This is a genomic window from Tenacibaculum sp. Mcav3-52, from assembly GCF_022347665.1.
GTDB lineage: Bacteria > Bacteroidota > Bacteroidia > Flavobacteriales > Flavobacteriaceae > Polaribacter > Polaribacter mesophilus.
This window is the reverse complement of record NZ_JAKRGE010000001.1, coordinates 1,253,594-1,268,635: the sequence shown is the minus strand read 5'-3', so window position 1 is coordinate 1,268,635 and position 15,042 is coordinate 1,253,594. Positions and strand designations below refer to the sequence as shown.

Annotated in this window: 12 protein-coding genes; 4 read left to right on the top strand and 8 right to left on the bottom strand. The window is 30.8% G+C overall.

Features of this window, described 5'->3' with window-relative positions:
* Window positions 1-2: 2 nt before the first annotated feature.
* The 4 genes from MHM83_RS05845 to MHM83_RS05830 are packed head-to-tail and all read right to left on the bottom strand — an operon-like array spanning window position 3 to window position 3,429.
* Entirely contained in the window at window positions 3-473 is a 471-nt protein-coding gene (locus tag MHM83_RS05845) for a hypothetical protein (RefSeq protein ID WP_073184394.1), read from the bottom strand.
* A 36-nt stretch (window positions 474-509) separates the two neighbouring features.
* Window positions 510-1,763 carry a tetratricopeptide repeat protein gene (locus MHM83_RS05840; protein ID WP_239178762.1) on the bottom strand — a complete coding sequence of 418 codons (1,254 nt, stop codon included), beginning with the start codon at window positions 1,761-1,763 and terminating at the stop codon, window positions 510-512.
* A 59-nt stretch (window positions 1,764-1,822) separates the two neighbouring features.
* The gene (locus tag MHM83_RS05835) at window positions 1,823-3,064 is read right to left on the bottom strand and encodes a M56 family metallopeptidase (RefSeq protein WP_073184393.1); all 1,242 of its coding nucleotides are present in this window, start codon (window positions 3,062-3,064) and stop codon (window positions 1,823-1,825) included.
* Window positions 3,061-3,429 carry a BlaI/MecI/CopY family transcriptional regulator gene (locus MHM83_RS05830; RefSeq protein WP_047790538.1) on the bottom strand — a complete coding sequence of 123 codons (369 nt, stop codon included), beginning with the start codon at window positions 3,427-3,429 and terminating at the stop codon, window positions 3,061-3,063. Before MHM83_RS05830 ends, MHM83_RS05835 begins: the two co-directional genes overlap by 4 nt.
* A gap of 120 nt (window positions 3,430-3,549) precedes the next feature.
* Between MHM83_RS05830 and MHM83_RS05825 the strand changes: the two genes are divergently transcribed.
* The 4 genes from MHM83_RS05825 (at window position 3,550) to MHM83_RS05810 (ending at window position 8,877) form a co-directional block, all read left to right on the top strand.
* Entirely contained in the window at window positions 3,550-4,050 is a 501-nt protein-coding gene (locus MHM83_RS05825) for a DUF456 domain-containing protein (RefSeq protein WP_047790539.1), read from the top strand.
* Window positions 4,051-4,500: 450 nt separating this feature from the next.
* Window positions 4,501-6,198: a lysine--tRNA ligase gene (lysS, locus tag MHM83_RS05820; protein ID WP_239178760.1), complete on the top strand. Its 1,698-nt coding sequence runs from the start codon at window positions 4,501-4,503 to the stop codon at window positions 6,196-6,198.
* 157 nt (window positions 6,199-6,355) lie between these two features.
* Window positions 6,356-6,760, top strand: coding sequence for a DUF3592 domain-containing protein (locus MHM83_RS05815; RefSeq protein ID WP_156167132.1), 405 nt, complete (start codon window positions 6,356-6,358; stop codon window positions 6,758-6,760).
* Window positions 6,761-6,849: 89 nt separating this feature from the next.
* Window positions 6,850-8,877, top strand: a complete 2,028-nt coding sequence (locus MHM83_RS05810) for a ComEC/Rec2 family competence protein (protein ID WP_053056774.1) — start codon at window positions 6,850-6,852, stop codon at window positions 8,875-8,877.
* Window positions 8,878-8,881: 4 nt separating this feature from the next.
* Here the strand turns inward: MHM83_RS05810 and MHM83_RS05805 are convergent, their stop codons facing one another.
* From MHM83_RS05805 to MHM83_RS05790, 4 genes are all read right to left on the bottom strand, one after another.
* Complete coding sequence (locus MHM83_RS05805; protein ID WP_047790542.1) at window positions 8,882-9,400, bottom strand: thioredoxin family protein; 519 nt, start codon at window positions 9,398-9,400, stop codon at window positions 8,882-8,884.
* Window positions 9,401-9,499: 99 nt separating this feature from the next.
* Entirely contained in the window at window positions 9,500-11,257 is a 1,758-nt protein-coding gene (locus MHM83_RS05800; RefSeq protein WP_047790543.1) for a peptide MFS transporter, read from the bottom strand.
* A 66-nt stretch (window positions 11,258-11,323) separates the two neighbouring features.
* Window positions 11,324-12,868: a peptide MFS transporter gene (locus MHM83_RS05795; RefSeq protein WP_047790544.1), complete on the bottom strand. Its 1,545-nt coding sequence runs from the start codon at window positions 12,866-12,868 to the stop codon at window positions 11,324-11,326.
* Between the two features lie 16 nt (window positions 12,869-12,884).
* Window positions 12,885-15,032, bottom strand: coding sequence for a S9 family peptidase (locus MHM83_RS05790; RefSeq protein WP_167712353.1), 2,148 nt, complete (start codon window positions 15,030-15,032; stop codon window positions 12,885-12,887).
* Window positions 15,033-15,042 lie beyond the last annotated feature (10 nt).

The window sequence follows — 15,042 nt, the reverse complement described above, 5'->3', positions numbered from 1 at the left end:
TACTATTCTGTTTTAATTTTAATAGGTAATTGGTACTTTGTTACTACTGGAATTTCTCTTTTGGTAGCGGGAGCAATTCTTGGTAATTTTTCTATTGCCAACTTTATTATACTATCTAATTCTGGTAATTGAGTCATAACAACACTAGAAGCAGTAACCTCAGTTAAAACAAATTTCCCTTCTTTATTAATTAGAATATCAATTAAAACTTCTTCATCTAAACTATTTTTAGTAACAAAATTATGTTGCTGTAAACTCGTCGTTATTCTTTTATGAATTTCTTTTCTAAAACAATTCGCTTTTGCTTTATCAAGTAGATCTTTACATTTATTAAAAGCAGGGTACTCATCTACTTTTGTAAAGTCAACTACTGTATCTACAACTTGTGAGTTATCTTTTTTTAAATATGAAAAGAAGTCGCAAGAAGAATATAGTAAAGCACAAAATAAAAAAGCTACACAACGAGAATTCATCTTATTGATTTTAAGATGAATATACAAAATTAAATACTATTGTAAAATCTCTCCTTGTAAGAAATAGTACTTTTTAATTTCTTTTATTCTCTCTTTTGCATATTTGGTTAAAACTGAATCTTTTCTTTCAAAACGATTTACGTAATTTTTGTAATGTTTATAAGCTATTCGTTTATCCTTATAATAATCTTCACTAGTTTTAGCTAGTTGGTACAAGGCTTTATAATTTTTTCTATTCTCTTCAAAAGCTCTTTTATAAGACTTTACCTCTTCTTTTGGGTTTCCTAATTTTTCGTACACTCTAGCTAATTGATAGTACTCAACATCTCGTGGCTCTTTACCCGCAAAAGTTGCCACCATATAATCTAGCTGAGCTTTATAAAACTTTTTCTTTTCAAAATTGATGTCTCCTAAATAGGTATACGCTTTAAAATCTGATCTATCAATTCTTATAGCTTTATTAAAGTACTTTTTTGCTTCGTCATATTTCTTTAGATTGAAAAAACAACGCCCTAGCATTTTCTGTGTGTAATGTTCGTTGGACGCTATAGTATCTATTCTTTGTAAATATTGAATGGCTTCAGCAAACTTCTCTTCTCTATATAAATTATTAATTTTCAACTTATTTAAGTTCATATGATTTGGGTTCACTACCAAACCTTTATTTATAAAAATGTTTGCTGAATCTTTATCTCTTAATAAAGTGTAGGCTAATGCTAAGTGGTGAATAGACTTAATGTGAGTTGTATCATTTTTATAAGCTTCTAAAAAACTATTTATTTTTAGATTTCTTTTTTTTAACATTCCATAAGCAACTCCCAATCGGTAATAATAATTTGCATTTGTACTATCTTGTTTAATGATATTTTTAAAAGTATCAATTGCTTTTGCAGGTTGCTTGGTTTGTGTATACAATTTTCCTAATTGATACTTAATGAGTAAATTTTCAGCATCATCATTTATAATACCTTCATAAACATCAATAGCTTTTTGTAGTTTATTCTCTTTTTTATAAGCTTTTGCTAACTTTATTTTTACTGAATAATCATCTTTTAACTCCAATGCTTTTTCGTAATATATAGAAGCTTTTTTATAATCATCAATTGAAGCGTAAATAGATGCTACTTTTGAGGTTGATTGAAAAGTAGTATCTAACTCATGTAACTTTGTTAATGCTGTTTGGTAACGTCCTATATTCACTAAACTATCAATAGTTTTAAAAGTCGAAACTTGTGCCTCGACTTTTAAAATTCCTATTACAAAAACAATAAGTAAAATTTTATTTCTCACGTTTCTATTTTTGGTGTTGTTCATAAGTTATCTAAGCTGGCAATATAGTTAATTATACATTAAAATGTGATAGGCAATACAAACCCAGTTCTTACAATTTTACCATTCTTTTCTCCTGGTTTCATTTGAGGTAATTTTTTTAGCATATCAATTGTGTGTGTTTTTAACTCTGGATGCGGTGCACGAACTTTAAAACCAAATACTCTCCCATCTATTCCTATTTTAAACAAAGCATAGATTCTTTTTTTTCCAGAAATCTCCTTTATTGAATCTGCTAACTTTACATTAAAATTCTTTTTCACAAACTTCATCATACTTAAATTAAAACATTTTCTATCACCTTCTTCACAACCAGGAAATGTTGGAGCTTTATCCAAACTAGAAAATGGTACATCTTCCACTTCACTCATGTTTTCTTTTGTAATATTCTTACTTCTCTTCTCACTAAGTTTTACACTTGAGCACGCAGTATATAAAATCATGCTTCCTAATAATGGAATTAGCAGCAAATACTTTAGTTGTTTTACTTTTTTTGATTGTGTTTTCGTCATCATAATAATTCGTTTTTTGATTAATGAATGTTTATAAAATTGATTAATGAATGAAATATGCTCGACCTGAAAAATATCAGCGAGTAAATGGTTGATATAATTTTCTTTTTTATCTGATTTGCTGGCTACAGCATCTGAAATATATTCATGAACTAACGATATACGATTCTGATACACATACACCATTGGATTAAACCACATAATTATTTTCAAAAACTCAAAAAACAACAAATCTAATGTGTGTTTCTGTTCGCTATGTACTAATTCGTGCTGAATAATTTTTTCTTGTTTTGACGATGGAATATCCTTTCCTAAAAAAATATAATTGAAGAATGAAAACGCCTTTGTTTCTTTTGGCAATAAAACCAACTTATAATTTTCTTTTCTAGCAACGCCATATTGTAAAACTAATCGAATAATCCGTTCTAACTTCACTAAAAACACTACAAAAAACAATAAACACCCAATCCAAAATAGTACATCTAAATAATTGAAAGATTGATACCATGCCGCTTTTTCAATCACTTTTTGAGGTGACAACACTACCTCTGGCAACAAAGTGTAATATTCTTGCGGTACTGCTTTTTGAACTGTTGAAATTTTAAACAAAGGCAACACAAAAGAAAGCAGTGCAGTACTTAACAAGTACCATCTATTTTTGTTAAAGAAAGTTTCTTTACTTAAAAAGAAATCATACACCGCCACAAAAAGCACCTGGAATAATACAACTTGAATGATATAATTTATCATGACTTTTTATTTTTATTCACCTCTTTTAAAATACTCTCTAGTTCTTGAATATCCATTTTGTTTTCTTTCATAAAAAACGACACCATGCTCTTGAACGAACCTCCAAAATAGCCGTTCATTAACTTATGTAAACTCTCATTACTATACTCAGACTTTTCTACCAATGGATAGTAAATATATCTCCTACCTTTTGACTCGTGCCCCACAAACTCTTTGGTCTCCAAAATCCTTATAATAGTTGAGACAGTATTATATGCTGGTTTTGGCTCAGGTAATTCAGTTATTACTTCTTTTACTGAAGCTTTTTTTAACTTCCATAATACTTGCATTATTTGCTCTTCTGCCTTCGTTAATTGTTTACTCATGATATCTTTTTATAAATATTTCTGAAACAAATATAACTAAAAAATTAGTTTAAACTATTTTTTTAGTTGATAAATATGTAACAAAGCTTTTATATCTTCGTCTTATCAATAAAAAGGTTAATGGATATATTTTTAGTAATACTCGGTTTTGTATTTGCTTGTTTAGGAATTATTGGTTCATTTTTACCAGTATTACCAGGCCCTATTACTAGCTGGGTAGGTTTGTTATTATTACATTTAACAAAAGCTGTTCCTCAAAACTGGACATTTTTAGGAATCACTTTAGCTATTGCTGTCATTATCTTTTTTCTTGACTACTTTATCCCTGCTATGGGAACTAAACGTTTTGGCGGCACCAAATATGGAGTATATGGCACTACTATCGGATTAATTATTGGACTACTCTCTCCTATTCCTTTCGGAATTTTAATTGGCGCTTTTGTAGGTGCTTTGGTTGGTGAATTGATTTATGATAGCAAAGACACTAACAGAGCAATCAAAGCATCATTTGGTGCTTTTTTAGGTTTTTTAGCTTCTGCAACCATTAAGTTTTCAATTTCTATGGTATTCTTAGTGCTATTTTTTGTTAAGTTTTGGGAGTATAAAGGTGCTTTCTTTTAGGAATAAGCTCGCTATATTTAGCTTTTTACTTCCAATCATGAGATTCCTCCTCGTACCTCGTTTGGAATGACAGGTATTAATGATTTAAGAAGTCAGCAATTACACTTAGTCCCCAGATTGAAGCATTTGTTTGAGCTTCTCGAAGAGAGCGAGTGCGGAAAGCGGGAAATAGCTTCAGAATAAACGTAAATAAAATGCAAAAAAAAAAGCAACCCATCTAAGGGAAGCTTTCCATTGGTTAACAAAACCATGATACTATTTAAAGTATCTAACAACACAACTAAATGCTGTCCTTTTAAAATTAGACAGCCTGCAAATATACATTCTTTTTAGAAACTCACAAATAAAAAATAACTTTTTTATAAAATCTATGTGATACTACCGTTGTCTAATTTTGTAATTGATTGTATCTTTGCACCTTTAAATTAAAATTACTTAAAAATTAAGTCAATGCAATTATCAGAACAAGAAGTTGTACGTAGAGAAAAACTATCAAAATTACGTGAACTGGGTATCAATCCATATCCAGCAGATTTATTTCCATTCAATTCAAATTCCAAACAGATTAAACAGGAGTTTAAGGAAGGTAAGAAGGTAGTTATTGCTGGTAGGTTAATGTCTCGTCGTATTCAAGGAAAAGCTTCTTTTGCTGAATTGCAAGATAGTGAAGGACGTATTCAAGTATACTTTAACAGAGATGAAATTTGTACTGGTGAGGATAAAACTTTATACAACGAAGTATACAAAAAGTTATTAGATATTGGTGATTTTGTAGGTATTGAAGGAGAGTTGTTTAAAACTCAAGTTGGAGAAACCACAGTAATGGTTAAAGATTTCAAATTATTAAGTAAGTCTTTAAAGCCATTACCATTACCTAAAGTAGACGCTGAAGGAAATACCTTTGACGGTTTTACTGATCCTGAGATGCGTTACCGTCAACGTTATGCTGATTTAGTTGTGAATCCACAAGTAAAAGAGGTTTTTGTAAAGCGTACAAAATTATTCAATGCGATGCGTCAGTTTTTTAACGATGCAGGATATTTTGAAGTAGAAACGCCAATTTTACAACCTATTCCAGGTGGTGCTGCTGCAAGACCATTTATTACGCACCATAATGCATTAGACATTCCGTTATACATGCGTATTGCAAATGAGTTATACTTAAAGCGTTTAATTGTTGGTGGTTTTGACGGTGTATATGAGTTTTCTAAAAACTTCCGTAATGAAGGAATGGACAGAACACACAATCCAGAATTTACCGCTATGGAAATTTATGTAGCATATAAAGACTACAACTGGATGATGGAATTCACCGAAAAATTATTAGAGTACTGTGCTTTAGCTGTAAACGGAACTACGGAAGCTACTTTTGGAGAGCATAAGGTAGATTTTAAAGCTCCGTATGCACGTGTTACGATGGCAGATTCTATCAAACACTTTACTGGTTTTGACATCAACGGAAAATCGGAAGATGAAATCCGTAAAGCTGCTCAAGACATGGGTATCGAGGTAGATGACACGATGGGTAAAGGAAAGTTAATTGATGAGATTTTTGGTGAGAAGTGTGAAGGAAACTACATTCAACCAACATTCATTACCGATTATCCAAAAGAAATGTCTCCATTATGTAAAGAACACCGTGACAATCCTGAATTAACTGAGCGTTTTGAGTTAATGGTATGTGGTAAAGAAATTGCCAATGCGTACTCTGAATTAAACGACCCTATCGATCAACGTGAGCGTTTTGAAGCACAATTAAAATTAGCAGCTCGTGGTGATGATGAAGCTGGTGAATTTATCGATCAAGATTTCTTACGTGCCTTAGAATATGGTATGCCGCCTACTTCTGGATTAGGAATTGGAATGGATCGTTTAATTATGTATTTAACAAACAATCCGTCAATTCAAGAAGTGTTATTCTTCCCACAGATGAAACCTGAAAAGAAAGCTCCAACAGTTGAGTTAAACGACGATGAAAAAGCTGTATTAGCTTTATTAGAGAAAGCTGAAAAAATAGGTTTAAATGATTTAAAATCTCAAAGTGGTTTGTCTAATAAAAAGTGGGACAAAACCATTAAAGGATTAACTAAAAACAACCTTGCTAAAGTTGAAAAAACAGCCGAAGGTTTGTTTGTTGAAGTTGTATAAAGTATTTCAAAAAACTATATAAAATTAAAAAGCAATCTCGTTTGAGATTGCTTTTTGTTTGGTTTTAATTCTATTTTGGATAACTTAGCTAGGTATGAATATCTGTTATTAAAACTAACTCATATCTTTAATAACGTCAACTACAATAACCTAAATCATGCACTACTTACTTATAATACTAGGAGTTGTTTTTTTGTTTTTATCATTAAAAACGATGATTAAAAATAATAAGATTAAAAGAAATGGAATTCTCACTAATGCTAGAGTAGTATCTTATATTACTGAAAAAAGAAAAGACTCTGAACCAGGAAACTATAATGAAGTAATATTAAAATTCCCTATTTTAATATTTGAACAAATAGTAGATGGGGAAATAAAAAATATACGAGTAAAAGGAAAAAGCAATTCAAAATTTAAAATTGGAGAAGTAACCCCAATATATTATGACCCCAATGATCCTGAAGAGAATTTCTATTTACCTAAAAAAGACTTTTTTGTTAAATATTTATTCTTAATATTTGGAATTATTTTTTTGACATTTGGAATTATAGAATATAGTTAACATTCTACAACCGTAATTACAATGGGTTTAACTAACCCTAATGACTAAATTCTTTCATATTCATAGTTTTTTCATAACTTTGGAGAGCTATGAAAAAAATTTTAGAATACCCTCCTTCTCACTTTTTGGTGTGCCTTATTATTGGAATAACTCTTCAGTTTTATACACAGATATGGCTGTATAATTTTATATACTTGTTTTATTCTTTAATAGGGTTTCTTGTCATTCTTTATTTCTTAAAAAGAACTCAAGTGCGAAAAGCTTTTAGTATAGTCACATTATTGTTCTTTGTTTTTATCGGGGTTAGCACCACCTATATTCACAATCCAAAGAATTATGTAAGCCATTATAAACATCAATTAACTAAGAATTCTACTTATATACTTGATGTACAAAAAGTATTAAAACCAGGGAACTACTATACAAAATATGTAGTTAAAGTTTCACAAGTAGATTCTACTAAAACCACTGGATATATTCTTCTAAATATTCAAAAGGACAGTTTATCACCTATATTAAAGGCGGGTAATCGAATATTTATCACAACTCCTTTTAAAGAATTAATTCCGCCTTTAAATCCACATCAATTTGATTACAAACAGTATTTAGCAAAACAGTACATTTATCATCAAGTTTTTATAGATGATCATCAATTCAAAAAACTTGAAAACTCAAAGCTTTCTTTAATCAGTTTATCTGCTCATATTAGAGGTAAAATACAAGCTTCCTTAAAAAAGTATCATTTTACAAATGATGAATTTGCTGTGATTAATGCTCTATTGCTTGGTCAACGTCAAGAAATTTCAAAAGAGTTATTAGAAAGCTACACCAACGCAGGCGCTATTCATATTCTTGCCATTTCAGGACTCCACGTAGGAATTTTATTATTACTACTCTCCTATCTACTCAAACCTTTAGAAAACCTTCCGTATGGAACAATCATTAAAACCGTTTGTGTTATCTTCTTACTTTGGTCATTTGCTTTTATAGCTGGTTTATCTGCCTCGGTAGTTAGAGCAGTAACTATGTTTACTTTTGTAGCTATCGGGTTATCCTTTAAACGAAAAAAGGTTATTGAGTTTTCTTTAATAAGTTCCATGCTATTTTTACTTTTAATAAAACCGATGTTTTTATTTGATGTTGGGTTTCAATTAAGTTATTTAGCAGTTTTTGGTATTGTTTGGGTACAACCTTTACTTTACAGTATTTGGACACCTAAATTACGATTTCTCGACAAAGGCTGGCAATTATTTACAGTTTCTATAGCTGCACAAGCAGGAATTTTACCAATTAGCTTGTATTACTTTCATCAGTTTCCAGGGTTGTTTATTCTGTCTAACTTAATTATCATTCCTTTTTTAGGTACAATTTTGTTTGGTGGAATTGTAATTATTATACTAGCAACGTTTAATATATTGCCTCAATTCTTGGCGGATATATATGGATCCATTATTTCTTTGATGAATTATTTTGTCAGCTGGGTTTCGCATCAAGAAGTGTTTTTATTGAAGGAATTTTCTATGTCTTTTGAAGCAATGATAGCTTGGTACATATTTATTATTTTCTTATTTCAACTTTGGTTTCGTAAAACCTATAATAATATTGTACTTTTTCTAACTTCAACTATTATTTTACAAGGGGTTTATTTATATGAAAAAAGCCAGCGAGTAAACAAAAGTGAATTTATTGTATTTCATAAAAGTAGGTATTCAATTTTAGGAGAAAGAAACAGGAACGAGCTTAACGTTTTTAGTTCACTAAATGACTCTATTCTTCTGCAAGAAAAAATTTTACAATCTTACAGAGTTGCTCAAGGCATTATTTCTAAAAATATTGATTCGATATCATACATTGCTTCTTTCAATAACAAACAAATTTTAATTGTAGATAGTTTAGGGATGTATCAAATAAAAAAACTTAAAAACCCAATAGTGGTTTTAAAAAATAACCCAAAAATAAATTTAAGCAGACTTATTTATTGGCTAAAACCAAAGCAAATCATTGCTGATGGAAGTAATTACAAATCGTACATTAACGGGTGGAAAGAAACTTGTTATAAACAAAAAACACCATTTTGGTATACTGGTCAAAATGGTGCTTATATTATAAAAGAATAAGTTTTTACATGGCACTTTTAAAGTTCTTTTCAAACTCTGTCCAAGGTGTATTTTTATAATTATCTTTGTTAAAATACGCCAGTATTTTCTCAAATCTTTTTTCTTCTAAGTAGCCAGGTACGTTTTGTAATAATTGCTTATCAGTATTAAAAAAAGCTGTTGAAGGATAACTTAATTGTCCTTTCATAATAGCAGCCGCTAACTCGTGATAACCTCTTCTTCCCTGAGACTGGTATTTAAAGGTTTTTCCTTGAAATGTAATATCATGTTTAGCTTCTCCGTTTAACTTTACTGGGTAATAGTGTGTATTGATATACTCAACAATTACTTTGTTTTTGTAAGTGGTTTTATCCATCTTTTTACACCAACCACACCAATCGGTGTAAATATCTACTAAAATTGGTTTAGGGTCTTTCTCACTCATTTCCATCGCTTCTTCAAAGCTTAACCAATTTACCTTGTCTTGTGCCTTTACTCCATATGAAATAAAGGTTAAAACTACTATTAATATTATTTTTTTCATACTCTTTAAGTCTCAATAAGTGTTCCAAAATTACAAAAAAACCTGCCAATATTTAAAATTGACAGGTTCTAAAAATATTGTTTTAACTTTTATTTAGAGTTATTTAACTCCATGCATTAGTTTTTTAATTAACGGATTTAAAGCTATTACTAACAATCCTGCTAATGTTGGAACTATTGTGAAAATTAAAAAGAATGTTGATAGGCTATATTCTTTTGTTATGTTTTCTATTTGACCTCCTAAAACAGCTGCTGCTTTATTTCCTATTGCTATTGCTAGATACCACATACCAAACATAAATGCAATCATTCTTGCAGGTACTAATTTAGATACATATGATAAACCTACTGGAGAAAGACATAACTCCCCTAAGGTATGAAACAAATATGCTAATATTAACCATACCATACTCACTTTAACTCCATCGGTTATTCCATAAGATCCAAATGCTAACAACCCAAAACCTACTGCCATTATAATTAGTCCTAATCCATACTTTACAGCTGCAGACGGGTTGTATTTTGAATCCCACCATTTAGAAAAGAAATTAGCAAAGGCTATAATAAAAAATGAGTTTAATATTGAAAACCATGATACCGTTATTTCAGAAGCTTCTGCTGAAAACTCACGATATAACATCCAACCTACCAATGCCCAAACTCCCAGAAAACATATTGCTAATACAAAGTTGGATACAGGAATTCTTTTTCCTGTTTCTTTTCCTAATAAAATTAGTACCCAAGTAATAATAGCTAACGGAATTACAGTTAATAGTGTATTTACAATATTAAAAATTGTTTGTGCATTACCTGTTAAAACTCTATCAACATTATCACGAGCAAAAAGCACTAAAGAAGAAGCTCCTTGTTCGAAACTCATCCAGAAGAAAACAGTAAAAAAAGCAAATATAATTACAGCAATCATTCTATCTCGTACAACCTTAGCATAACGAGATATACGAGAAATAGTTAAAACTAAAAATACTATTAACCCAAACAGTACAGCTACATATTGTCCTTCAAAATTTCCTATTTTAAGAGCTCCAAAAACATCTATACCTCCAATTTTTGATAAAGGATCGTTAATAGCGTATCCTAAACCTATAACAGAGGAAATTACGATTAATATTTTATCTAAACCTGTGAAAGGATTTCTTTTATCCTCTTCTTTTGAGTTTAAACCAGAAGTTTCAACAACATTATTTTCTTCTTTTGAAGGAACATCTCCTATAGTTCCAAATAATGGTTTTGCTAACCAAAACTGTAAAGTACCTAATAACATGAAAATTCCTGCTAAACCGAACCCCCAAGACCAACCTATCTTTTCAGCTAAATATCCACACAACATCATTCCAAAGAAAGCTCCTGCATTAACTCCCATATAAAATATAGTATATGCTCCATCTTTTTTTTCTGGTAAGTCTTTATACATCTCAGAAATAATAGATGTCATATTAGGTTTAAAGAAACCTGTACCAATTACTAATAAAGCTAAACCTACATACAACCAAAACTCAGTTTCAATAGCCATAGCAGCGTGTCCTAGTGTCATAATAATAGAGCCTATAACAACTGCCCAACGATATCCTGTTAATTTGTCTGCTAAAATTCCTCCTAAAATTGGGGTTAAATACAATAACATTGCATAAGTACCAAATAAAGCACCTGCATTTTCTGCTGACCATTCCCAACCAGGGTTAGTTCCAATAGCTGCTGCTGTTAAGAAGTTAACTAATAAAACACGCATTCCGTAAAAAGAAAAGCGCTCCCACATTTCTGTAAAAAATAGCACAAACAACCCTGATGGATGGCCTAGTACTTTTGATTTGAAAAAATCGTTTGATGTAACTGAACTCATATTTATTTATCGTTTATATGTAACAAACCTCATGATAAAGATTATCATGAGGTTAAATGCTCCTTATTATTTTACTCCGTGCATTAACTTTTTAAGTGGAAAACTTAAAAGGAATAATACTATACCTCCTCCAATTGGAATCCAAACTAAGATATTAAAGAAATCAGACATAGAAGATTCTTGAGCTATCTTTTCCATGTAACTTGAAAAAGTTCCTGCAATCATATTACCCATGGCAGATGCAAAAAACCAAATACCAAACATAATACCTAATAATCTTTTTGGTGACAATTTATTTACATAGGAAAGACCAACTGGTGATAAACTTAACTCTCCCATAGTATGTAATAGGTAAGCTAAAACTAAAAAGATCATACTAGCCTTTTGTATGGAATCTCCTCCAACATTTGCTGCTCCAAGTACCATTGGTATAAAACCTAATCCAAGTAATATTAATCCTATAGCAAACTTTTGAGGTCCGTTAGGGTTATATTTTGTTTTTGCTAATTTTTGCCAAACCCAAGAAAATAATGGCGCTAAAGTGAAGATAAATAACGCATTTAAACTTTGAAACCATGTTGCTGGTACCTCCGGGTTTTCATCAAAAAACTGATTATAAATCATATATCCAATAATTCCCCACAAAATAACAACACTTAGTGCCATAAACATCATTGCTGTAGCATACGTTTTACCAATTGCTTTAAACATTCCTACAAATAACCATGTTAAAATTATTACTGGTAAAGCTGATAGTAAAGCTCCAAAAATTTTAAATACAATTACTCCTGTCCCTTCTAAACTTCTATCAGTATATTCACTTGCAAAAATATTCATACTCGAACCTGCTTGCTCGAAAGCTGCCCAGAAAAAGATAGAGAAAAATGCTAAAACACCAACAACTATTAACCTCTGAGTTTCAACTTTTGTTAATGGCTTTTTTTCTATTTCTGTAGTTTCTTTAGAAACTTCTTTCTTTGGTGCTAATCCAATTTCTCCAAACATTTTTTGTGCTAAATGGAACTGAATCAATCCTATAAACATAAATATACCTGCTAATCCAAACCCATAATGCCAACCTAAAGTTTCTCCTAAATAACCACATAAAATTGACCCCAAGAAAGCTCCTACGTTAATTCCTTGGTAAAAAATAGTATACCCTGAATCTTTTTTATCACTTCCTTCTGGGTATAATTGCCCTACAATTGAAGATATATTTGGCTTAAAAAAACCATTTCCTATAATTAATAAACCAAGTCCTAAGTAAAACGCTGGCATCGGTTCAAAAGCTAACGATATGTGCCCTAATGTCATTAACACAGCTCCTATAATAATGGCTTTTCTAAATCCTAAAATTTTATCAGCAATGATCCCGCCAATGATTGGAGTAATGTAAACAAGCATTGTGTACCAACCGTATAAGCTACTAGCATCACTTTTAGTCCACCCTAAACCCGGATTATCACTTGCTACTTCGCTAATTAAATATAAAACCAGTAGAGCTCTCATACCGTAGTATGAAAAACGTTCCCACATTTCTGTAAAGAACAACATAAATAATCCTACTGGATGTCCAAATATTTCCCGTTCGGTTGCTACATTTTTAGCCATAATATATTGTTTTAGTTTATAAGTTGTTTTTAATAAAGTTGGTCATTTTGGTATACAGGTGTAAACGAGTGTTGCCTCCATAAATACCATGATTCTTGTCCGGATACATTCCCCACTCAAATTGCTTATTTGCCTGAATTAAAGCCTCTGCCATTCTATAAGCATTTTGAACATGTACATTATCATCACCTGTTCCGTGAATTAGTAAATATTTTCCTTTTAATAATTCTGGATAATTCAATGGCGAGTTATCATCATACCCTGCAGGGTTTTCCTCTGGAGTACGCATGTAACGTTCTGTATAAATTGTGTCGTAAAAACGCCATGTAGTAACTGGTGCCACAGCGATAGCTGCTGCAAATACATCATTTCCTTTTAATAAACAGTTCGTACTCATATGACCACCGAATGACCATCCCCAAATACCAATTCTATTCGCGTCAACATACGGTAATTTTGCTAACTCTTTAGCCACCGAAATTTGGTCTTCAGTTTCATACTTCACCAAGTTCATATAAGTAACTTTCTTAAAATCACGACCTTTAAAACCTGTTCCTCTACCATCAACACAAACAACAATATATCCGTTTTGTGCTAACATTTGGTGCCAATAATCATTTGAACCATTCCAACTATTTTTTACATTTTGAGAACCTGGCCCTGAATATTGATACATTAAAACTGGATACTTTTTATTTACATCAAAGTTTGCAGGCTTAATAGTGTACATATTTAAGTCGTTACCGTTAACATTAATAGTAGAAAACTCTTTTTTACTTAAATTATACCCTGCAATAGTTTCTTTTAAAGCTGCGTTATCTTTTATAGTTTTTAATACCTTACCTTCATCATTTCTTAGCGTGTACACTGGTGGTGTATTTGCATCAGAAAAAGTATTGATGAAATAGTGCATGTTTTTACTAAAAGCAGCGTTGTTTGTTCCTGTAGAGTTACTCAATAGCTTTTTGTTGTTACCGTCTAAAGAAATGCTATACACTCCTCTATTAATAGAACCGTTTTCTACTGATTGGTAATAAATAGTTTTCTTATCAGCATTATATCCGTAGTAAGAAGTAACTTCCCAATTTCCTTTCGTTACTTGATTCAATAACTTACCATCTTTATCATAGTGGTAAATATGGTTGTATCCATCTTTTTCACTTGTCCAAATAAAGCTATTATCGTCTAAAAAAGTTAGGTCGTCTGTAATATCTACATATGCTTTATCTGTTTCGTTTAAAACGATAGAACTATTAAAAGTAGTTGCATCAACAAAATACATTTTTAAATCATTTTGATGACGGTTCAATGTTCTAACAGCTAATATGTTTGGATTGTTTGTCCAGTTAATTCTAGGAATATATTCATAATCTCCTACTCTAATTTCTGCAGTTTTATTCGTTTCTAATGAAAATATACGTAAAGCTACTTTAGCATTTTCTTCACCTGCCTTTGGGTATTTGAATACATGTTGTGTTGGGTATTTTTCTTTTCCATACACATCCATTGAAAAAGTTTTAACCTTACTTTCATCAAAACGTAAATAAGCTAAGTTTTTGCTATCTTTACTCCATTCAAAAGCTTTTACAAAACCAAACTCTTCTTCATAAACCCAATCAGTAATACCGTTAATGATTTCGTTCTTTTTACCACTATTGGTAATTTGAATTACCACATTGGCATCTGAATAATCTTTAATAAATAAATTGTTGTCTTTAGCGTATGCTATTTTTTTACTATCAGGAGAAAAAGTTGGTTCTTGAATATCTGTACCAATTAAGTCTAATGATTTTTTAGCAATATCATACACATAATAAGTACCTAAATATGAATGACGAAAAATTTGCTTAAAGTTCGTTCCTAAAATTAATTTGGTCTCATCATTATTAAAACTATATGATTGAAAATATTTCAATCCTGCTAAATCTTTACTATCAACAATCGTTGCAACTTTTTCTAAAGTTTCATAACTGTATTTATCTACAGTAGAACTTCCATTCTCATAATTTAATAACGAATAAAAATCTCCATTCATAGAATTTAAAGAGTTCATATAATCGGCTCTAAATGTGCCTTTTCGCCATATATCCTCTAAAGAAATATCTTTTTTTTGAGCTTGTACTAGCGAAGATATCCCTATAAACAATAATAATAATTTCTTCATGTTAAGTTGT

Bases quoted from the DNA above. Each gene is read 5' to 3' on its own strand.
- MHM83_RS05845 (WP_073184394.1), bottom strand. From the start codon at position 473: ATGAATTCTCGTTGTGTAGCTTTTTTATTTTGTGCTTTACTATATTCT.
- MHM83_RS05800 (WP_047790543.1), bottom strand. From the start codon at position 11,257: ATGAGTTCAGTTACATCAAACGATTTTTTCAAATCAAAAGTACTAGGC.
- MHM83_RS05815 (WP_156167132.1), top strand. From the start codon at position 6,356: ATGCACTACTTACTTATAATACTAGGAGTTGTTTTTTTGTTTTTATCA.
- MHM83_RS05810 (WP_053056774.1), top strand. From the start codon at position 6,850: ATGAAAAAAATTTTAGAATACCCTCCTTCTCACTTTTTGGTGTGCCTT.
- MHM83_RS05805 (WP_047790542.1), bottom strand. From the start codon at position 9,400: ATGAAAAAAATAATATTAATAGTAGTTTTAACCTTTATTTCATATGGA.
- MHM83_RS05825 (WP_047790539.1), top strand. From the start codon at position 3,550: ATGGATATATTTTTAGTAATACTCGGTTTTGTATTTGCTTGTTTAGGA.
- MHM83_RS05795 (WP_047790544.1), bottom strand. From the start codon at position 12,868: ATGGCTAAAAATGTAGCAACCGAACGGGAAATATTTGGACATCCAGTA.
- MHM83_RS05835 (WP_073184393.1), bottom strand. From the start codon at position 3,064: ATGATAAATTATATCATTCAAGTTGTATTATTCCAGGTGCTTTTTGTG.
- MHM83_RS05830 (WP_047790538.1), bottom strand. From the start codon at position 3,429: ATGAGTAAACAATTAACGAAGGCAGAAGAGCAAATAATGCAAGTATTA.
- lysS (WP_239178760.1), top strand. From the start codon at position 4,501: ATGCAATTATCAGAACAAGAAGTTGTACGTAGAGAAAAACTATCAAAA.
- MHM83_RS05790 (WP_167712353.1), bottom strand. From the start codon at position 15,032: ATGAAGAAATTATTATTATTGTTTATAGGGATATCTTCGCTAGTACAA.